Here is a 19,783-nt window from a genome sequence, read left to right as displayed (position 1 = left end):
CCGCGACGTCGGCGCTGCTACGGAAGGGACCAAGGACCCGGTGGTGCACCACCGGGTCCTCCCGCGGTCACGGGTCGTACAGGTAGGCCCAGTTCAGCTTCGACGCCGAGGCAGTGATGGTGTCCAAAGGCTGATTGGCATTGAAGTTCTGATAGGGCGAGGTGTAGCAGAGGGTGGCGGTGCAATACTGCAGGCTGCCTGGGTGGACGCCCGACCAGAGACTGCGGACAGCGCCCGACCAGGTCAGGAACCGGGTGCCGTCCCAGCGCCTGATGACCGTTCCCAGGTTCAGCCAGCCCTGAGGCGCCCCCGCCTGCTTGTAGAGGCAGAGCTGGTTGCCCTGGCGCGCCGCCTGATCAAAGAGCCAGAGGCTGGAGCCAGCACACCCTCCGTCGATGGCCAGGTCGTCCAGGTCCTGCTGGGTGACGCCTCCGCCCTGGTGCCGGAAGAGCGCCTCGCGCGCTTCGAGCTGGGCCCGCTGCTCCGACCGGGTGATGAACGTCGTCTCCTGGGACATCGTCCCATCCGGCAGCGCACGGATGAGGGTCTGTGAGATGAGCCCGTCCTCCTCCCCTCCGGGAACATCCGACGGCAAGTCTTCGGGCGGCCCTCCGCATCCCCACATCAGACTGACGGCACAGACCACCATCCACGGGCTCGAGTGCTTCATCATGGCCTCCGGGTTGCGGATTGAGCGGGTACGGCTTAAGCCATTTTAGCACGTTTTGAGCAGGCCTTCATGCGGACGCAGGCGCCGCGCACGGGGTGTATTATTCTGGAGGGAGCGGAGTCCTGGCATGGATTTGACTCATGACTGCGTATGGGTTCACCCTGCGTGAAACATCTCCTAGGGGTTTCCGCATGCGCAACGCAGGGCTTCACCGTCTGGCGACCGTGTTCCTGTCCCTCATGCTGACGGCGAGCGGGGCCTGGGCCCAGAGTGTCTGTCCGCCCGTGCCCACGGGGAAGGCGCCAAGCAGCATCACCATCTCTCCGCCGCCCAATGGCCTCTACAACACCATCGGATTGCTCGACTGCGTACCGGGCCAGTTCACGGTCATCGACTATTCAGGCTCGCCCCTGGACATCAAGTTCACGTTCCCCACCCCGGTCAAGCTGACGGGGTTCGCCGGCATCGCAGGGGGCGCGGCCCCCAGCAACTCCACGCCCTGGGACAACAGCTGGGAGGTCCAATACCTCGATGCAGCGACCAGCACGTACAAGTATGTGGTCGTGGACGCGCGCTCGCCAGCGACGTTCGACTATGTCCAGGACTTCAGGTTCGCGACGCTGGGATTCATCACCCCCATCACCGCCCAGACGTTCGTCGTGCGCGCTACCCGTAACAGCGGGGATCACAAGGTCCACCTCTCGGAGCTGCACCCGCTCTACGCCGAAGCCTCCGCCCAGCCGGGCGAGGACATCTGCGCGTTGCTGGGTACCACCAACCGGCCGGCCTTCTGCCCCGCCAATCCGCCCACGCAGCCCCTGGGCGTGTGCAGCAACGTCACGCTGCTCAAGAACAAGTGCCAGAGCGCTGGCGCCGTCTGCGTCAATCTGTACTCGGCGGTCTGCACGCCCGGCGCCGTAGGCGCCCCGACGGTCTACTTCGCCCAGGCCGTCGTCGCGGGCGGGCCCAATCCCAACGGGTCGTGGCCCTTGATGGGGGTTCATGTGACGCACAATGCCACCCCCGTCTCCGAGTCCAACACGCACTTCGTCAACCGGACCGACGTGTACGGCAACGTCTTCGCGCCCAAGCCCGCTCCGACCGGCAACATCGAGGCCTGCGTCTCCTGGTGGGCAGGCCCGTTCAGCCCGCGTCAGTCGCTCTGCACGCTGTAGGAAGGCGAACGACGCGCCCATGCCGGGCGCGTCACTCGATCGTGGAGTTCGTGACCTTGATGGGCGTATCCGCGTGATTGGAGATCTGCGGATACGTCGCGTACCAGGAGCCTCCCTGGTTGTTCTGGATGACGGAGCGGTCGATGCGGATGTCGCCCGAGTGGTCGTTGCTGACGAAGAAGATGGCGCTGCCGTGGGCGTTGACTTCGTTGTGCTCGATTCGCGTGCCGCACAGGGACAGCGTCATCGTGTTGCCATCGTTGTAGATGGCCCCGCCGCTGCCCCCGCCCGGGGTGCCTGGACTGGCGGGATTCGCGCCGTTGCCGATGGCCCGGTTGTGGGAGAACAGGCTGTTGATGACGGTCCACGACACACCGATGCTGCTGATGCCGCCGCCGTTGGAGCAGACGCCGCCGTAGCCCTGCTTGCCGCCGAAGGTCGTGTTCACCACGTAGACAGGCAGCCCGTCGTACTGACTGAACACCCGCAGGGCGCCACCGCCCACGTCCGGCCCGACATCGGCGCACGCGTTGTTGAAGAAGCGGGAGTTGAGGACCTTCACCCGCCCACCGCGCACCCAGACCGCCCCGCCTCCGTCGAACTCCGTCTCGCTCTTGGAGCTGGCGTCCACGAACGTGAGGTTCTGGAGCGTCAGCCGGGGGTGGTCCTGGTCCTGGCAGTGAGAGGTCGTCCACACCTGCTTCTGGTCGCAGGTGTTCATGTACAGGATGCGGTGCTTGCCCGCGCCGCTGAGCGTCACCAGCCCCTTGCCATCGATGACGATGTCCGGCCCCTTGTCGTTGAAGACCTTCGCGGTCCGGTCGAGCGTGATCGTCACCGGCTCCGGCCCGCAGTCGAAGGTGATGACGCCGCCCCGGGCCACGGCCTCGACGAAGGCCGTACTGGTGCAGCTCGCGGGCGTTCCGGTTCCGACGACGGTGGTGGGCCTGGAGACGTCCGCGAGACCTGCCTCGGCGGGCACGCTGCACGTGGCCTCCGCATTCGGATTGCCGGCGGGCGGGCCGTCCTTGGGGTTGGTCAGGGGGTTGGGCACGTCCACGCCCGGCTCATCATCGCCACAGCCCGCGCCGAAGATGAGCGCGCCCCCCACGGACAGAGAGAGCGCCGCGGCCGTGGACAACCAGTGAAGTCTCTTCGAGTGCATCCAGCCTCCAGGAGGGAGGCAGTGTAGAGCGGCGCTGCGCCCGAGACGAGCGGAGGGCCAGGGTCGTTCAGGGGCTGGCGTCGAACACCTTCGCGTCCACGGTGGGTGGCTGCGGATCGATGCTCACGCTGGCCCGCGCGAGCGCCTCGATGGGCCGCCAGCGCAGCGGTGGGGATGCCTCGACGGTTCCCTCCGCACGCAGCGCGGGCATGGCGCTGGTGACCCCGAGCTGGTCCGGCCCGTCCGCCGGGTCGCCGGTGTAGCGCCCGCCGATGATCTCTCCGGAGGCATCCAGCGCCAGCGTCAGCGGGTAGTGCTGCACGACGGCAATGGCGCCGACCTTCTCGTACCCGCTGCCCTCGGCCCACTTCGGATCGAGGACGTCCGTGGCCCGGGCCGGGAGCAGCGTGGAGCTGAGCCGCAGCTCGATGTCCACATCCACGAGCTTCGCCACCCGGGGAGCGAGGCCGGACTCCAGGGGCTCCCCGGACGGTGCGTACGGCTCGCGCGTCAACCGCACCGTGGCACCGGCGACCGCGTAGTACTGCGATTGCGCTGTGGGATGGACCTCGACGAGGAAGGACTGACCGCTCACCCCGAGGCGGTTCAACACGGCCAGCGCGAAGGCCGCGGGGTGGACGCTGCAACGCGCGCCCACGTCGAAGCCCGTCCTGGCGCAGAGGTCGCTGAGCGTGTGGACCTCCGCCGGCTGGTAGTACGCGGCCGCGAGCAACGCCTTCACGTCGTTGGGATGAAAGCGGATCCGACGCCCATCGCGGGCCACGACATCGACCGTGCGGAAGGGCTCCTCCACCGCGAGCGCCGCCGCCGCCGCGCCGTTGCAGAGCCCGAACCAGAACCTCGGACGGGGCCGGCGGTTGTGCGTCTCCGCGAGCGCCGCGCTCGTCGCGGGGAAGCCCGCGGCCCCCGAGGCGAGGTCGTACTTCTCCGTGGGCGACAGCGAGAAGAGCCCGTCCCCCGGGACCGGGGCGGAAGGCGGCGCCGCGCCGAAAAGCGTCCGGCCAATCAGGCTCGGCACGGGGTCCCGCCAGCGCCCGGCCTGGCCTCCGAACCAGTATGGATAGAACTCGGAGGACCACGGCACCCGCCCCGGGACGAGCGGGCGGTTGAACAGCCCGCGCGCCTGGAGCGCGTCGAACCGGGTGATGAGCGCGGGGCCCGGAAGCACCTCGGGCCGCTCCTCCGGATCCGACGGCAAGGCGGAGATGACGCGCTCCGGGGGGAGCGAGAAGCCCGTGGGCCCGAACATGCGCAAGGCCGCCGCCAGCAACGCCCACGCACCGAAGAGGACGCCCCACCTGGTACGCGCGGAGGGGCCTGGGGTCAGCGCGGCGCCGCGCAGCAGGAGCAGCGTCGGGAGGAGGATGAAGAGCGCCTCGACCGCGAGCACCTGCACGCCGAGCCGCCCCAGCCACTCGTCCATCCCCACCGGGACGACGGGGACGAGCCGCAGCGGACGTGGCAGCTGGAACCGCGCCTCGGAGAAGGGGGCGAGGAGCGCCGTGCCCGGCCCGCCCCAGGTGAGGAGATCCAGCAGCACGTGCCCGCAGCCCGCGAGCCACAGCACGAACATGTGACGCGGAAGGCTGCGGCGCCACTCACCTGGTGGCGTCACCAGCGCCGCGCCCACGACGGCGAGCGCGAGCAGGAACAGCGGCGAATGGAGGAGTCCCCGGTGCGCCCAGAGGTCGCCCGGTTGCTGACTGAGCGGCGCCAGCGCGAAGTCGAGGTCCGGCACGCATGCGCAGAGCCCCGCCGCGACCAGGAGCCGTCGCGAAAGGGCCGCTCCGGGCCGTGCGCGAACGACGAGCGCCGTCCAGGCGGCATGGGTGAACAGCGAGGCCACGTCTACCGGGTGCTCTCGACCAGGCGCTTCTTCCTGGGGAACGTCGCGTAGAGGAAGAACGGCGCGAAGAAGAGCAGCTCGAACATCACCACGTAGAGCCCGCGTCCCGAGAACATGTACGCCCCGATGGGCGCGACCGGGATGGGCGTCACCGGCGCGAAGATGCGCGCATTCGAGAACGGCCAGAGCAGCGCGCAGCCGAGCCCGCCGTCCGTCAGGATGTCCAGCAGCCCGTGGCTCACCGCGACGAGCGCGACGCAGACGAAGGTGCGAAGGGGCGGTGCCCCCGCGCGCCGGGCGATGGCCACGATGACGGCGGTGAGCCACAGCGCGAAGACGAACGAGTGCGTCGCGCCGCGGTGGCCCCAGGGCGCCGAGTACGGAATGCCGAGCGGGAAGGCGATGACGTCCGCGTCCGGCAACATCGACAACGCCGAGAACGCGAGCATCACGCGCACCAGCCTCGCGCGCGACGCGTCGTTTCCTACCCAGGCCCTCGCCGCGGCCATGCCGACTGCTACGTGTCCAATGCTCGCCATCGGCGGCGGAGTATAGCCGCTGCGACGGGCGTCACCACGCCCGCCTTGAGCCCCGCGCGAGGCAGGAGGCCCGGGCCCACCTGGAATTCCAGGCTATCGGGCGGCGAGGAACCAGGCCCTTCAAGACCCTGCCATCGCGAGGCGCGTCTGTGATAGGCATTGCCGGACGAGGTGCCGGGCCGGCGGCATCCTCGGATGAGGGGAAATCCAGATGACAGGCAATGGGCGTGGGAAGGCCTTGGGGGCCCTGGCGCTGCTGTTCGTAGGGCTGGGAGCGGCCTCCTGCGAGACGAAGGAACCGATAGAGCCTCCGCCCGAGGAGGAAGTGGTCCCGCGGGTCGACGTGCTGAGGCAGGAGGCGCGGTTGCTCGGGGTGGACGCGCAGCAGCGCTTCCTCGTGTTCACGGCCCAGACCGTCTTCGGCACGTTCGCCAAGACGCTGCCCGGGGGCGAGGAGACGCGCCTCTCGGATCCGGCCGAAGGCGCCTTCCTCGCGGAGGACGGCAGCGCGGTGCTGCTCTGGAGCCCGCAGGACGTGGCGAAGACCCGGGTCCTGTGGCTCTGGCGGCCCGGGAGTGACGCGGGCATCCCCATCACCACGCGGGCCCAGGGGGACATCGTCCGCGACCGTTCGCTGTCCTACGTGGCCTACGCTGAGTACGACGCGGGTGCGGCGACGTCCGCCGTGCGCGTGATGGACGCGGCCACCTGCACCCCGGAGGCCTGTGCCTCCCGGACGCTGCTCCAGGTGCCCGGGGCCACCCTGGGCCTCCAGGCAGGAGGAGCGCACGTGCTCGCCACGGACGCGACCCAGGCCTGGCTCATCGACGTGCCCTCCGGAGCCGTCACGGCGCTGGGCCCGGTGGCGGGGCCGCCCGCGTTCTCCCCGGACGGCGCCCGCTACGTCCTGTTCAGCGCGGGGGGAAAGCTCCAGGTGTTCGACTCCGCCACGCGCACCCTCCAGTGGGAGCGGCCCTGGGCCGACGAGGCGTCTCGCAAGGACTGGGTGGTCCTCTCGGGCTTGCTCACCGACGCGGGGAGCCTCGTCTTCAACATCCGTGAGCCTCCCCCTCCGCCCCCTCGATTCCCCACCGACCGGGACACCGTCACCTGCGATGCGACGGGATGCAGGATCCTCCCGGGAGGCGAGGGCAACTGCTGGTACTCGCCGGGCCGTACGGATCTCTTGCGCTGCCTCCAGGACCGGGGGTGCAGCCCGTCGTACTGCCGGTATCGCTACACCGGCACCTACTTCGATGCCCGGATGCAGCTGCTCGCGAACGTCACGTCGGGCGCCAGCACCCGCTCCGTTCACGTCGATCCGATCTTCAACGAGGACCTGTCGCAGCAGGTGCAAATGGAGTTCGGCGAGATGTCCGCCGAGACGCTCGAGTGGCTGGGGCCCGGCGCAGTCCGCGGCGTGGAGCCGCCAGGCAGGCTGCAGACGGGACTGTTCACCTTCCTGCCGGGCTCGCAGCGCGTGGTGTTCGCCCAGCAGCTGACGCGATCGGATGGCGAGGCCGAGTTCCGACTGGCGGCCTGGGACGGGGCGCAACTGACCGACCTGTTGGCCCTGCCCGGCAAGCCCGGCTACGACGTCTTCTACTCCCTTACGGTACGCGACTCCCCGCTCTCGCTGTACGTGAACGTCGCGGCGGAGTCCCCGTACTCCAACATCCTCCGGATCCGGCTCTAGAATGAACCTTTCAACAAGCAGCGCCCTCCCGCATCGCGCGTGGAGGCTCCTGGGCCTGTTGTTGCTGGGGATGGGACTGTCCCACTGCCACTCAGAGCCGGGAGGCGCGGACGCCGGCGCGGATGCTGGCGCGGACGCGGGTGTGGACGCGGGAAGCCCCTTCCCAACGGTGGCCCGCGAAGCCCGCCTGCTCCAGGTGGATGAAAAGCAGACCGTCCTCTTCTCGGTTCGGGAGGATGGGACCTACACGCAGGGGCTGCCCACGGGCGACCCCTCCCGCATCGCAGGGGTGGCGGAGGCTGTCTTCGTCCCGAGCGACAGCCACGCCGCGGTGCTGTGGAGCGCGGAGGCGGACGGAGTGCGGACCCTCTGGCTCTGGCGGCCCGGCACCCCGGAGGCCTTCGCCATCACCGCGAAGGCCCGGGGGCCGGTGTTCCATGACGCGGCCCTGAGCTACGTGGCCTTCTTCGAACGCGACGAGGCGGGGACCACCTTCGTTCGCGTGGCGAAGACGGCCACCTGCCTGCCCGGCGACTGCGTGCTCATGACGCCGGTCCAGGTCCAGACCGGGACGCCCACGCTCCAGAACGGTGGGAACACCCTGCTCCTCGCCAACGGCCCGCAGCGCTGGCTCATCGATGTGCCCTCGGGCGCGGTCATGGACCTGGGCGTGCCGCCGGGGCCGTCCTTCATGTCGCCGGGGGGAACGCGCCATGGCTGGGTCGTGGGTGCCCACGTCATGCTGTTCGACACCTCCACGGGCGCCCCGCTGTGGGACCAGGTTTGGCGCAACGACGCCGAGTATCCGGAGTGGAAGCCCCTCTCCGCCTTCATGCTGAGCGAGGAGAAGGTCTTCGTGAGCACCGAGGGCCAGTGGAGAGGAGCTCCCGTGGGAGTCCCCCTCGGCCACACCCTCGAGGCCTGTACGGGCCAGGCATGCGGGCAGGTGTCCAGTGGCAATTCCTGCGAGAGCACCCGGCAATGGAGACAGCCTGCGATAGCGTGCCGGCCGGATCCGTGCCCCTTCATCCGGTGCGACGTGTACGGCCATTACCGGGACAGCCAGGGCGGCTTTCTCTTCAGTGAATCCGCGCGGGATACCCGGATTGGACCCATCTTCAGCCAGGGCTTCACGAACTCGGTGCAGCTCAAGGGCACGCAGGGGCAGCTCCATTGGCTGGAGTGGGAGCGCGACTCCCAGGTTTCGAAGCTGAACCTGGACGCCCCCTACCCCACCGTCCCCATCCTGTTCGTCCCGGACGCGGAGCGCGTGGTGTACCACCAGCCGGTGTCGCGACCGGACGGGACGGCCGAGGGCCACCTGTGGACGTGGGACCGGACGAGGCGGGTCGACCTGGGCCTGCTGGAGGGGACGCCCGCCGCCACCGGCATCATGCGCGACCACCCTCCCACGCTCTATCTGGACGTCACCCGCGCACGCGAGGATGGGAGCAGCACGACGTCCATCCTTCGCGTCGCGCTCTGAGCCGCGTCGGACGGCATCCGCTGCTGACGCGGCACGGCCCGCCCTGGTATTCCGGAGCGACGCATCACCCAGCCAGGAGCGGGACCGGATGAACGAGGGCAGCCGTGGCAGCCCGGAGTCGAGGACGGCGGCCGTCTCCCGCTTCTGGCGCGATGAGCGGCTGCCCTTCATCGAGGCGCGCGAGGTCCAGGACGGACGCAAGGTCTGCTACGCGAGGCATTTCCACGAGACCTTCTCCGTCGGCGTGATCTCCGGCGGGCAGAGCACCTACCTGAATCAGGCCGTCCGCAGGCCGGTGGGCACCGGGGCCCTGGTGGTGATGAATCCGGGCGAGGTGCACGCCTGCAATCCCATCCATGACCAGCCCTGGTCGTACCGGATGCTGTATGTGGATACGCGTTGGTTGACCCGCCTCCAGCACGAGCTGGGGCTCAACGCCAACCAGGGCTTCCATCCCTTCGCCACCCTCCTGACGACAGAGCCCGGGCTCTACGCGGCGTTCAACCGGTTCTACGACGTGTTGACCGACCGCGAGCCCGAGCCCCTGCGGAAGCAAGGGGCCGCCGTCACCTTCTTCGCGCAGCTGCAGCAGCGCCTGAATCCCTCGGCCGCCGCGCCACGGCAGGCGAACCCCCGCATCGAACGGGCCGCGGACTTCATCAGCGACAACTGCACGCAGCCCCTCAAGCTGGAGGACATCTGCCAGGCGGCGGAGCTGTCCGCGTCCTACCTCATCCGTGCGTTCAAGAAGCGCTACGGCCTGACGCCCCATGCCTACCTGGTCAACCGCCGCGTCCAGTTCGCCCGGGCCCAGCTCAAGCGGGGCCATGGGATTGCCGACGTGGCCCACGAGGCGGGCTTCGCGGACCAGGCCCACCTTCAGCGTGCGTTCAAACAGTTGCTGGCCACCACGCCAGGGCAATACCGGGGCGCTCGCTAGGACAGGAGCAAGGAGATGGCACAGCCGAGAAGCAGCGCGGCCATGCCCCGGTTGAACAGGCGCACCCGCGAGGGGTTGCCCAGAGCGCCGCGCAGGACGGTCCCCGCCCAGGCCCAGCACGCCATGGAGCCCAGGCAGACCCCGAAGTACACCGCCGCGAACCGCCAGACCCGCTCCGGCTCACCGTTCGCCGCGAAGGCCCCCATCCCCGCCACCGAAGCCAGCCAGGCCTTGGGGTTGAGCCATTGGAGCGTCGCGCCCTGGAGGAAGGTGGGGGCGATGTCCGTCTTTGCATCGCTGAGCGTGCCGTCACCCACCGCCAGCCGCCAGGCCATGAAGAGGATGAACGCGACTCCGGCCAGGCGGAGGGCTTCCGTCAAGAACGGCCAGTGCTCCAGGACCTCGTACAGCCCCAGGCCCAGCAGCACCAGCAGCAGCGTGAAGCCCACCGTGGCTCCCGTCACGTAGCGCAGGGCCGCGCGCAAGCCGAACCGGGCGCCGGTGCTCAAGGTCACGAGGTTCACGGGGCCGGGAGTGATGGATGCGGCCAGTGCAAAGGCTGCCATGGAAAGAGCGACGTTCATGCGGACCGACGCTAGGGAGCGGCGCCCCGTGAGTATTGAAGGAAAGTGCCCTGGCCGCGGATGTGACGCGCGGACGCAACTGTGCAACGCGACGCGCGATAACTCCGCCTGCGACATGGATTTCCATTTTTTCAGATTACGGAGTGAGCGTGAGAATTTCGATGTGGCTGCGCCGTCTGGCGCTTGTTCTTGTTCCTGGCACCCTCGTCGCATGTGGCGGCTCCGAGCTTCCGGACGCGGAGGCCCTCGACGCTGTCCATGAGGCCCACGGTGCCCTGGCCGCGGATGTGACGGTGTCCTTCCAGCGGGGCGTGTCACCGTCTTCGACCTACGCGGGCGTCTCCGACACGTGGCTCCAGGAGGGCCTGCCGTCCACCAACGCGGGCGTGGACACCCTGCTGCGGATGGACCGTGACTACCCGTCGGCCAGCGGGCAGAGCGCCAACGCCCTGCTGCGCTTCGACCTGAGCACCCTCCCCGCGGGCGCGACGGTGCGGTCCGTCAAGCTGACCGTCAACGTGACGAACCGCACGAGCGGAGAGGGCTTCTTCCTCTACGCCGCGGGACGCGACTGGAACGAGGCGCAGGCCACCTGGGCCCGGGCGACCTCGACCAGCACCTGGAGCGCGGCGGGCGCTCGCGGCTCGGCGGACCGGGGCTCGAGCGTGCTGGGAACGCTCCTGCCCGCCGTCACGGGCCCCTACACCGTGACGTTGGGCGCGGCGGGCATCGCCGCGGTCCAGGCGTGGGTGGACAATCCCGCGAGCAACCGTGGCTTCGTGCTGGATGCCAACACGAACATGGACGGGCTGGACCTTGCGTCCTCGGAGACAACCACCCTCGCGCAGCGGCCGCAGCTGACCGTCACCTACACGCCCGGCTTCGTCCACCCGGGGCTCCACGTCTCCAAGGCCCAGCTCGACTTCGTCCGGGCGAAGATTGGAGCCGGTGCGCAGCCGTGGCTTGCCCAGTTCAACAAGGCGGTCAGTGGCTCCTACGCGAACACGGCCTGGACGCCGAAGCCCGTCCCCACCATGCAGTGTGGCAACGGCGGCAGCACGGTGGACATCGGTTGCTACAACTCCCGGCAGGACGCCCTGCACGCCTATACGCTCGCGCTCCTCTGGTACCACACGCGTGAGCAGCGCTATGCGGATGCCGCCATCCGGATCCTCGACGCGTACGCCGACACGCTCCAGACCATCCTCTTCGTCAATGGTGACAACAGCACGTACAACGGTCCGCTCCAGGCGGCCTGGCTCGCGGAGCTGTTCCCGCGCTCGGCGGAGATCCTCCGCTACAGCGGCTCGGGCTGGACCGAGGAAAAGGCTGTCCGGTTCGGCGACATGCTGAAGCGCGCGGTGCTGCCGCGGATCACCAACGGCTGGGCGGGTGGAGGCTCCAACTGGAACAACTCCATGACGAACGGTGTGATGAACATCGCCGTCTACACGGATGACAAGGCGCTCTTCGAGAAGTCGCTTGGCATGTGGCGCCAGCATGTGCGGGAGACGTACTACCTGACGAGCGACGGTGCGGTGCCCGTGTCAGCTCCGGACCAGCGCAACGCGGACGGAACCTGGAAGAGTGGCGTGCTGCTCAGCAGCTGGCGCGGACAGACGGAGTTCGGCACGGCGCGCGTGAATGGCATTTCCATGGAGGCGTGCCGGGACTTCGGCCATGCGACGATGTCGATTGCCTCCATCTCGCAGGCGGCGGAGACAGCGCTCATCCAGGGAGTGGACCTCTTCTCCGAGCAGGAGGCGCGGCTCATCGCGAGCGCCGAATTCATGGCCCGGTTCCTGGTTCCCCATGCCCCGGACAACAACGGCCAGCTCACCCTCCCCGTCGACTCCTGGCTGTGCGCGCGCAGGAGCGAGTTCGTGACGAAGAACGGCCAGCCCGTGCCGAACAACACCATGGAGATGCAGATCCTCCCGACGTGGGAGATCCTCTTCAACCACTACGTGACGCGCAAAGGCCGCTCCATGCCCTCGACGGGAGCGCTCCTCCCCCGCGTACGCGCGGGCGGTTCTTTCACGGACCTGCAGATGTCCTGGGAGACGCTCACGCACGCGGGCGTGGGCTCCGTGGGGCTGTAGCCAGAGGCCTCGGGAATCGGCAGTGTGCTTGGCGCCCCGTCGCGGTGACTTCCCGGCGGGGCCCTTGCGATTCGAGGCTTGCGGACATGAGTGACACCCCACGTGAGCAGCAGGAGGCAACCCGGGCCCGGATGGTCGAGTTCTGGCGCTCCTACGATGCGATGGAGGCGCGGCTTTCGCGGCCCCTGACCGAGCGCATGCTCGACCTGGCGGGTGTCTCACCGCGAATGCACGTCCTGGATGTCGCCTGTGGCCGAGGTGAGCCCGCCGTGCCCGCGGCCCATCGAGTGGGCCCCGAAGGCCTGGTGCTTGGAATCGACCTGGTGGACGGGGTGCTTCAAATCGCCCGGGAGCGGGCGCGGCGAGAGGGCCTGGAGAACATCACGCTCCAGGTGGCCGACGCCGAGGCGCTGGAGGTCGGAGCGCGGACCTTCGACGTGGCCACGGTGCGCTGGGGCTTGATGTACATGCGAGAGCCCGAGCGGGCCCTCGCGTCCCTCCACCGCGCACTGAAGCCCGGGGGCGCGCTCGTCATCGCCTCGTGGGCCGAGCCGGCGCGAGTTCCCTGGGCTTCACTCGCCCGCCGGATCCTCGAGCGCTATCGCGAGGTCCCTCCCCTTCCCAGCGCTGATGAGCCCGGGGTGTTCCGTCACGCGGACCCGGCCCGTCTGGGGGCAGCCCTCGAGAGGAACGGCTTCTCGGTGGAGGCTTCCGAGGAGCTGGAGGTCCCCATCGTGGAGGCACGCGATGCGAGCGAGATCGTGACCTGGATCCGGCAGCTGGGCGGGCCCGTGATGAAGCTCGTGGGCGAGCTGCCAGAGCCGCGGCAGCGCGCATGGGAGGCGGAGCTGCTCGTCGAGTTGGAGAGGAGCCGCGAGGGAGAGAGGGTCACGCTGGGAGGCGTGACGAAGCTCACCCTTGGAACTGCCCTCGCGGTTCCCGGAGTGGGGAGCCCACGGGAATGATCCCACAGGGCCTGCGCTGCCTCAGGCCGCGCTGGGAGCGAAGACGCGGAGGCGGTGGCCGTCGGGGTCCAGCGCGACGAAGGTGTGGCCGAAGTCCAGGTCCGTGGGCGCCTGGGCGATGGGGAGCCCCCGTCCGCTCCAGTCCGCGTGCATGGCGCGGACAGCGCCCGCGTCCGCCACGGTGAAGGCCAGCTCGGCGCCCCCGCCCGTGGCCTTGGCGGCGGGCTCCACCGTGTGCTTCGACCAGAGGCCGAGCATGACTCCCGACGACAGGGCGAACATGGCGAAGGTCGGCGACGCCTCGACGGGCGGCTTTCCCAGCAGGCCTGCGTAGAAGGTGGCGCTCGCGGGCGGGCTGTCGACGTAGAGCAGGACGAAGTTGGGGTCGGCCATGACGGTTCTCCAAGAGGGATGGGCGCCGGGCAGGGCGACCTGCCCGGCGAGACCCGTCATAGGGTCAGCCCCTGTCAGATTCTGTCAGCAGCGAGCACGGGGCTACTGCGGGGCGATGCGCTCGGCCTCCCGCCACTCGCGCAGGAGCACCTGGCGCCGACGCGGGAAGCCCTCCTCCGACGGCGTCAGCGCGGTGATGCGGTCCGCGCGAAAGTGCCGGAAGCCCTGACGCAGCTCGCACCACGCGACGACGACACGCACGCGGTCGAAGAAGCCGAGCGCGAAGGGCCAGATGGTGCGCGTGCTCTGGGCGTCCTTGAGGTCCCGGTAGGTGATGACCAGCTTGCGCTCCGAGCGGATGGCCTGCCGGACGGCGCCCAGGTCCAGGCTCCCGGTGATGATGGGCTCCCCGGGACCGACGAGCAGCGTCATCGAATCCAGGTCGTCGCGCAGGTCGGCCGGAAGCACGGCGGCAATCTTGGCGAGCGCATCGCGCGCGGCGAGCCCGAGCCGGTCATCCGCCCGGTGCGCCACCCACCGCGAGCCGAGCACCAGCGCCTCCAGCTCGTCCTCGGAGAACATCAACGGGGGAAGCGTGAAGCCCGGGCGCAGGACGTATCCGAACCCCGGCTCCCCTTCGATGCACGCGCCCTGCGCCTGGAGGCTGGCGATGTCGCGGTAGAGCGTGCGGAGGCTGATGCCCAGCTCCGTGGAGAGCGTCGCGCCGCTCACAGGCGTCCGCTGCCGGCGGAGGATCTGGAGCAGGTCAAGCAGGCGTTCAGCGCGGGACACGGTACCGCCAGCATACGCACATCCGCCGCATGTCTCTCCCATTGTCCAGGCAGGCGCGACACTTCCGCGTCCACGGGATTCAGTGCGGTCCGTCTTGACCGGATGCACTGAACACACTACGTGCCGGTACGCCTTCCGGGGTTCCGTCCGCGTCCACCGCGCGGACCGGGTGGAAGGCACGGGGGCCAGGCATGACGGAGTGGGACGCCGCAGGCGCATCGCCAGACAGCTCAAGGTGAGCGCAGCCTCCGCGTCCCCCGCATCCGCTCATTCCGGCCGCACCTCCAAGACTTTCAAAAGGACGCACCGCATGAACGCCGCAGCGAAGTCCCCCATCGTTTCCATCACGAACGTGACCAAGGACTACACCCTGGGCAAGGTCGTTGTTCCGGCGCTCCGGGGCGTGGACCTCCAGGTCCACTCGGGTGAGTTCATCTCCATCGCCGGCCCGTCCGGCAGCGGCAAGACGACGCTGCTCAACCTGATTGGCTGCGTGGACACCTCCACCACCGGCGTGGTCAGCGTGGCCGGGCAGGACACCCAGAAGCTCAGCGAGCGCCAGCTCACGGACCTGCGCCTGCACACCATCGGCTTCATCTTCCAGAGCTTCAACCTGGTGTCGGTGCTCACCGTCTTCCAGAACGTGGAGTTCCCGCTGCTCCTCCAGCGCAAGCTGGACAAGGCGCAGCGCAAGGAGCGGGTGATGCAGCTCTTGGAGCAGGTGGGCCTGGCCAACCACGCGAAGCACCGCCCCAACGAGCTGTCCGGCGGCCAGCGCCAGCGCGTGGCGGTGGCGCGCGCGCTCGTCACCCGGCCCCAGCTGGTGCTGGCGGACGAGCCCACCGCCAACCTCGACTCGGTGACGGGCCAGCACATCATCGACCTGATGAAGGAGCTCAACCAGAAGGAGGGCACCACCTTCATCTTCTCCACCCACGACGCCAAGGTGATGAGCCACGCCAATGCCGTGTGGCGCCTGGCGGACGGAAAGATTTTGGACCGGCTCAGCGCCGCCGAGGCGCAGCAGGCCCTGGCCACGGGGAGTCACTGACATGGGCGGGCACTTCCGTCTGCTGTTGCAGGTCGCGTTCCGCAACCTGTTCACCAGCAAGATCAACCTGCTCATCGGCGGCATCATCTTCCTGGGCACGCTGCTCGTCGTGGTGGGCGGCGCGCTCCTGGACAGCATGGACAGCGCCATGAGCCGCAGCATCATCGGCAGCGTGGCCGGTCACCTCCAGGTCTACTCGGACGAGTCCAAGGACGAGCTGGGCCTGTTCGGCAACATGGGCGGCGAGCCGGACCTGGCGGCGGTGGACGACTTCAGCCGCATCAAGCCGGTGCTGGAGAAGCACCCCAACGTGAAGACGGTGGTGCCCATGGGCACCAATGGCGCGCTCATCACCTCCGGCAACACGGTGGACCTGACGCTCGCCCGCCTCCGGGACCTCTACAAGAAGCGCGCGGAGGGCGGTGAGACGCCCGCCGTCCGGGAGAACATCGACAGCCTCAAGGCGCACGTGCGCCAGATGGTCGCGCTCATGGAGGAGGAGCTGGCCAAGAGCCGCGAGCTGCTGAGCGACTCCGCCCGCACGCCGGAGGAGCACGAGGCGATTGCCCGCGCCCGCTCGGAGGCGTTCTGGAACGGCTTCGAGCAGGACCCGTTCGGCTCGCTGGAGTTCCTGGAGAACCGCATCGCCCCGCAGATTCCGGACGGCGACATGCTCTACATCCGCTACGCGGGGACGGACCTGGACACCTTCCAGAACACCTTCGACCGCATGGAGGTGGTGGACGGGCAGCCGGTGCCCCACGGCCAGCGCGGCATGCTGCTCTCCAAGTTCTTCTACGAGGAGTACCTCAAGCTGAAGACCGCGCGCCGGTTGGATCTCATCCAGCAGGAGCGCGACCTCAACAAGAAGACGATCGCCACCGACCCCCAGCTGCAGCGCTGGGTGAAGGAGAACCAGACGCAGACGCGTGAGATCGTCTACCAGCTGGATCCCATCAAGACGCGCCTCGCGGTGGAGCGCCTGCAGAAGCTCCTGGGCAGCCAGGAGCCGAAGCTGGACAAGCTCCTGTCCTCCTTCTTCACCACGGACGACGCCAACTTCAGCACGCGCTACGCGCAGTTCTACGCGGAGCTGGCGCCGCTGCTGGAGCTCTACCGCCTGCGCCTGGGCGACAGCCTCACCATCAGCGCCTTCACGCGCAGCGGCTACGTGCAGAGCGTCAACGTGAAGGTCTACGGCACCTACCAGTTCAAGGGGCTGGAGAAGTCCGCACTGGCCGGCGCTCTCAACCTGATGGACCTGATGTCCTTCCGGGACCTGTACGGCTACCTCACCGCCGACAAGAAGGCGGAGCTCATCGAACTGCAGAAGCAGAGCGGCGTGAAGGCCGTGGCGCGGGAGAACGCGGAGGAGGCCCTCTTCGGCGAGGAGAGCGGCAACAACCTGGTGGCGGACGCCACCCCCGGCCTGATCAACGACCAGGACTCGCTCAGCGGGGCCATGGATTCGCTGCGCCGGGACGACCTGACGAAGCGCGTCTACTCCCAGGCCGAGATCGAACAGGGCGTGGTGCTCAGCTCGGCCGTCATCCTGAAGGACCCGGAGAAGCTCCAGCAGACGATGGCGGAGCTGAAGCAGTCGGCGCAGGACGCCGGGCTGAAGCTGCGGGTGGTGTCCTGGCAGCAGGCGGCGGGCCTCATTGGCCAGTTCGTGATGATGGCGAAGCTGGTGCTCTACGCCGCCGTCTTCATCATCTTCGTGGTGGTGCTGGTCATCATCAACAACGCGATGATGATGGCCACGCTCCAGCGCGTGCGCGAGGTGGGCACCATGCGGGCCATTGGCGCGCAGCGCTCCTTCGTGCTCGGCATGGTGCTGGTGGAGACGCTGCTGCTGGGCCTGGTGTTCGGCGCCGGCGGCGCGCTGGTGGGCAGCGGCATCATGGCCGCCCTGGGCAGCGTGGGCATCCCCGCGGGCAACGAGGCGCTGTACTTCTTCTTCTCCGGGCCCAGGCTGTACCCCAGCCTCAGCGCGGGCAACCTGATCGCGGCGTTCATCATCGTGATGGTGGTCTCCGCCATCTCCACCCTCTACCCGGCGTTCCTGGCGACGCGCGTCTCGCCGCTCCAGGCGATGCAGACGGACGAGTAAGCCCATGCTCCAGCTCTTCCTCATCGCATTCCGAAACCTCGGCACCCACCACCGCCGCACGCTGCTGCTGGGCGGGGCCATCGCGGGTGTCACCGCGCTGCTCGTCATCCTGAACGGGCTGTCCAACGGCATGGCGGCCACGATGCTGCGCTCCGCCACCACCCTCTCCACCGGCCACGTCAACGTGGCCGGCTTCTACAAGGTCACCGCCGGCCAGTCCGCGCCGGTGGTGACGGGCTACCCGAAGATCATCGAGCAGGTCCGCAAGGACGTGCCGGAGCTGGACTACATCGTCCACCGCGGCCGCGGCTGGGTGAAGATGGTCAGCGAGACGGGCTCCCTGCAGGTGGGCCTGGGCGGCATCGACGTGCAGGCCGAGCCGGGCATCCGCAACGTCCTCCAGCTGAAGGAGGGCTCCCTGGACGGGCTGGCCGAACCCGACACCGTGCTGCTCTTCGAGAAGCAGGCGAAGCGCCTGGAGGTCAAGGTGGGCGACACCGTGACGCTCTCGGCGCCCACCATGCGCGGCACCAACAACACGGTGGACGTGCGGGTGGCCGCCGTCGCCGCCAACGTGGGGCTGATGAGCGACTTCAACGTCTTCGTCCCCTCGCGCACGCTGCGCGCGCTCTACCAGCTCAAGGACGACACCACCGGCGCCATCCACCTGTACCTGAAGGACATCAAGCAGGTGCAGACGGTGCAGGCGCGGCTGCGCCAGACACTGGCGGCCTCCGGTTACGAGCTGATGGACAATGATCCGCGCGCCTTCTGGATGAAGTTCGAGGTCGTCAACCGCGAGGGGTGGACGGGCCAGAAGCTGGACATCACCAACTGGGAGGACGAGATCTCGTTCATCAACTGGACGCTCACGGCGCTCAACGGCCTCACGGGCGTCCTCATCTTCGTCCTGCTGGTCATCATCTGCGTGGGCATCATGAACACGCTGTGGATCGCCATCCGGGAGCGCACGCGGGAGATTGGCACGCTGCGCGCCATTGGCATGCAGCGCACGCGGGTGCTGGCGATGTTCGTCTTCGAGGCGCTGACGCTGGGCCTGCTGGGGACCGTCGCGGGGGCCCTGCTGGGGCTGGCGGTGTGCCTGTCCGTCAACGCCGCGGACATCGCCGTTCCGGAAGTGGTGGCGGTGTTCATCATGTCGGAGAAGCTGCACCTGGCGGTCAACCCCGGCTCGGTGGTGGGCGCCGTCCTCTTCATCACCGCCTGCACCACGGCGATCTCGCTCATTCCTTCCTTCCTCGCCGCGCGGCTCAAGCCGGTCACGGCGATGCACCACATCGGGTGAATCCTCCATGACGCTCAAGAACCTGCTGTCCGCCGCGGTGCTCACCGTGGCCCTGCTGTCCGCCCCGGTGGCGCTGGCGCTGGAGCCGGCGGAGATGGTGAAGCTGCTCTCCACCATCGACGACCGGCAGCGCAATGGCGGCGACTACAAGGCGCTCGTCTACCTGGAGCAGAAGGAGAAGGACAAGACAGACGCCGTGCGCGAGGCGTTCGTCTACCGGCGCGACGCGGACGACAAGCTGATGATCCTCTTCAGCCGTCCCAAGACGGAGGCCGGCAAGGGCTACCTGCGGTTGGACAAGAACCTCTGGAGCTATGACCCCAACGTGGGCAAGTGGGAGCGGCGCACAGAGCGCGAGCGCATCGCCGGCACCGACAGCCGCCGCGCCGACTTCGACGAGTCCCGCCTGGCCGAGGAGTACGAGCCGTCCTTCGAGGGCGAGGGGAAGCTGGGCAAGTACACGGCGAACATGCTGACCCTCAAGGCGAAGCAGGGCGTGGACGTGGCCTACCCCGTCATCAAGCTGTGGGTGGACAAGGAGTCCACCAACGTCCTCAAGCGCGAGGAGTACGCGCTGTCCGGCCGGAAGATGCGCACGCTGCTCTACCCCCGCTGGAAGAAGCTCTTCAGCGAGTCCAAGGGCGCGGACGTCTGGTTCCCGGAGGAGATCCGCATCTACGACGAGGTGGAGAAGGCCAACTCCACCGTCATCCTCATCAAGTCCATCGACCTGCGTTCGCTGGAAGCCAACCTCTTCACCAAGGCGTGGCTCGAGAGCAAGAGCCGATGAACCCCCGTCACATCACCGTGGCCGCGGCGCTGTCCGCGGCCCTCGTCGGCGCGCCCGTGCTCGCCCAGGCTCCGGCCTCCACCGGTGCGGGCGACCGGCCCGACGAAGATACCCTCTTCGGCGGCGGGTCCGACACGCCCGCCGAGCCC

17 protein-coding genes are annotated in these 19,783 nt (G+C 68.7%); 10 read left to right on the top strand and 7 right to left on the bottom strand.

The window, feature by feature from the left end:
* Positions 1-67: 67 nt before the first annotated feature.
* On the bottom strand, positions 68-595 hold the full coding sequence (locus D7V93_RS07065; protein WP_147451066.1) for a hypothetical protein: 528 nt from the start codon (positions 593-595) through the stop codon (positions 68-70).
* A gap of 266 nt (positions 596-861) precedes the next feature.
* Here D7V93_RS07065 and D7V93_RS07060 point away from each other — a divergent pair, with 266 nt between their 5' ends.
* A complete protein-coding gene (locus D7V93_RS07060) occupies positions 862-1,845 on the top strand; it encodes a hypothetical protein (RefSeq protein WP_120642645.1) in 984 nt (327 codons plus the stop codon).
* 31 nt (positions 1,846-1,876) lie between these two features.
* On the opposite strand, the gene D7V93_RS07055 is transcribed toward D7V93_RS07060, so the two are convergent.
* The 3 genes from D7V93_RS07055 to D7V93_RS07045 form a co-directional block, all read right to left on the bottom strand.
* Positions 1,877-3,010 carry a hypothetical protein gene (locus D7V93_RS07055; RefSeq protein WP_120642644.1) on the bottom strand — a complete coding sequence of 378 codons (1,134 nt, stop codon included), beginning with the start codon at positions 3,008-3,010 and terminating at the stop codon, positions 1,877-1,879.
* A 67-nt stretch (positions 3,011-3,077) separates the two neighbouring features.
* Complete coding sequence (locus tag D7V93_RS07050; protein WP_120642643.1) at positions 3,078-4,877, bottom strand: metal-dependent hydrolase; 1,800 nt, start codon at positions 4,875-4,877, stop codon at positions 3,078-3,080.
* A gap of 2 nt (positions 4,878-4,879) precedes the next feature.
* A complete protein-coding gene (locus tag D7V93_RS07045) occupies positions 4,880-5,416 on the bottom strand; it encodes a metal-dependent hydrolase (RefSeq protein WP_120642642.1) in 537 nt (178 codons plus the stop codon).
* A gap of 325 nt (positions 5,417-5,741) precedes the next feature.
* On the opposite strand from D7V93_RS07045, the gene D7V93_RS07040 reads away from it, so the two are divergent.
* The 3 genes from D7V93_RS07040 (at position 5,742) to D7V93_RS07030 (ending at position 9,538) form a co-directional block, all read left to right on the top strand.
* A complete protein-coding gene (locus tag D7V93_RS07040; RefSeq protein ID WP_147451065.1) occupies positions 5,742-7,112 on the top strand; it encodes a hypothetical protein in 1,371 nt (456 codons plus the stop codon).
* 1 nt (position 7,113) lies between these two features.
* Positions 7,114-8,598 carry a hypothetical protein gene (locus D7V93_RS07035; RefSeq protein WP_147451064.1) on the top strand — a complete coding sequence of 495 codons (1,485 nt, stop codon included), beginning with the start codon at positions 7,114-7,116 and terminating at the stop codon, positions 8,596-8,598.
* Between the two features lie 88 nt (positions 8,599-8,686).
* The gene (locus tag D7V93_RS07030; RefSeq protein WP_120642639.1) at positions 8,687-9,538 is read left to right on the top strand and encodes an AraC family transcriptional regulator; all 852 of its coding nucleotides are present in this window, start codon (positions 8,687-8,689) and stop codon (positions 9,536-9,538) included.
* Here D7V93_RS07030 and D7V93_RS07025 read toward each other — a convergent pair.
* Complete coding sequence (locus tag D7V93_RS07025; RefSeq protein ID WP_208722939.1) at positions 9,535-10,104, bottom strand: LysE family translocator; 570 nt, start codon at positions 10,102-10,104, stop codon at positions 9,535-9,537. The genes D7V93_RS07030 and D7V93_RS07025 overlap by 4 nt on opposite strands.
* 167 nt (positions 10,105-10,271) lie before the next feature.
* On the opposite strand from D7V93_RS07025, the gene D7V93_RS07020 reads away from it, so the two are divergent.
* Together D7V93_RS07020 and D7V93_RS07015 are read left to right on the top strand one after the other, a co-directional pair.
* Complete coding sequence (locus D7V93_RS07020) at positions 10,272-12,224, top strand: DNRLRE domain-containing protein (protein WP_147451063.1); 1,953 nt, start codon at positions 10,272-10,274, stop codon at positions 12,222-12,224.
* A gap of 86 nt (positions 12,225-12,310) precedes the next feature.
* On the top strand, positions 12,311-13,189 hold the full coding sequence (locus D7V93_RS07015) for a class I SAM-dependent methyltransferase (protein WP_120642636.1): 879 nt from the start codon (positions 12,311-12,313) through the stop codon (positions 13,187-13,189).
* Between the two features lie 21 nt (positions 13,190-13,210).
* Here the strand turns inward: D7V93_RS07015 and D7V93_RS07010 are convergent, their stop codons facing one another.
* Positions 13,211-13,582, bottom strand: a complete 372-nt coding sequence (locus tag D7V93_RS07010) for a VOC family protein (protein ID WP_120642635.1) — start codon at positions 13,580-13,582, stop codon at positions 13,211-13,213.
* A 102-nt stretch (positions 13,583-13,684) separates the two neighbouring features.
* Positions 13,685-14,374 carry a helix-turn-helix transcriptional regulator gene (locus tag D7V93_RS07005; RefSeq protein ID WP_120642634.1) on the bottom strand — a complete coding sequence of 230 codons (690 nt, stop codon included), beginning with the start codon at positions 14,372-14,374 and terminating at the stop codon, positions 13,685-13,687.
* Between the two features lie 310 nt (positions 14,375-14,684).
* Between D7V93_RS07005 and D7V93_RS07000 the strand changes: the two genes are divergently transcribed.
* Genes D7V93_RS07000 through D7V93_RS06985 form a run of 4 tightly spaced genes read left to right on the top strand, consistent with a single transcriptional unit; the run spans position 14,685 to position 19,634 of the window.
* Entirely contained in the window at positions 14,685-15,425 is a 741-nt protein-coding gene (locus D7V93_RS07000) for an ABC transporter ATP-binding protein (protein ID WP_120642633.1), read from the top strand.
* A 1-nt stretch (position 15,426) separates the two neighbouring features.
* Positions 15,427-17,538: an ABC transporter permease gene (locus D7V93_RS06995; protein ID WP_120642632.1), complete on the top strand. Its 2,112-nt coding sequence runs from the start codon at positions 15,427-15,429 to the stop codon at positions 17,536-17,538.
* 4 nt (positions 17,539-17,542) lie between these two features.
* Positions 17,543-18,844, top strand: coding sequence for an ABC transporter permease (locus D7V93_RS06990; RefSeq protein WP_120642631.1), 1,302 nt, complete (start codon positions 17,543-17,545; stop codon positions 18,842-18,844).
* Positions 18,845-18,851: 7 nt separating this feature from the next.
* Positions 18,852-19,634 (top strand): outer membrane lipoprotein-sorting protein, encoded by a 783-nt coding sequence (locus D7V93_RS06985; protein ID WP_120642630.1) that lies wholly within the window; start codon positions 18,852-18,854, stop codon positions 19,632-19,634.
* Positions 19,635-19,783 lie beyond the last annotated feature (149 nt).

The organism is Corallococcus llansteffanensis (assembly GCF_003612055.1).
Taxonomy (GTDB): Bacteria; Myxococcota; Myxococcia; order Myxococcales; family Myxococcaceae; genus Corallococcus; species Corallococcus llansteffanensis.
The sequence above is the reverse complement of the archived record's forward strand: the minus strand, read 5'-3'. Positions and strand labels throughout refer to the sequence as shown.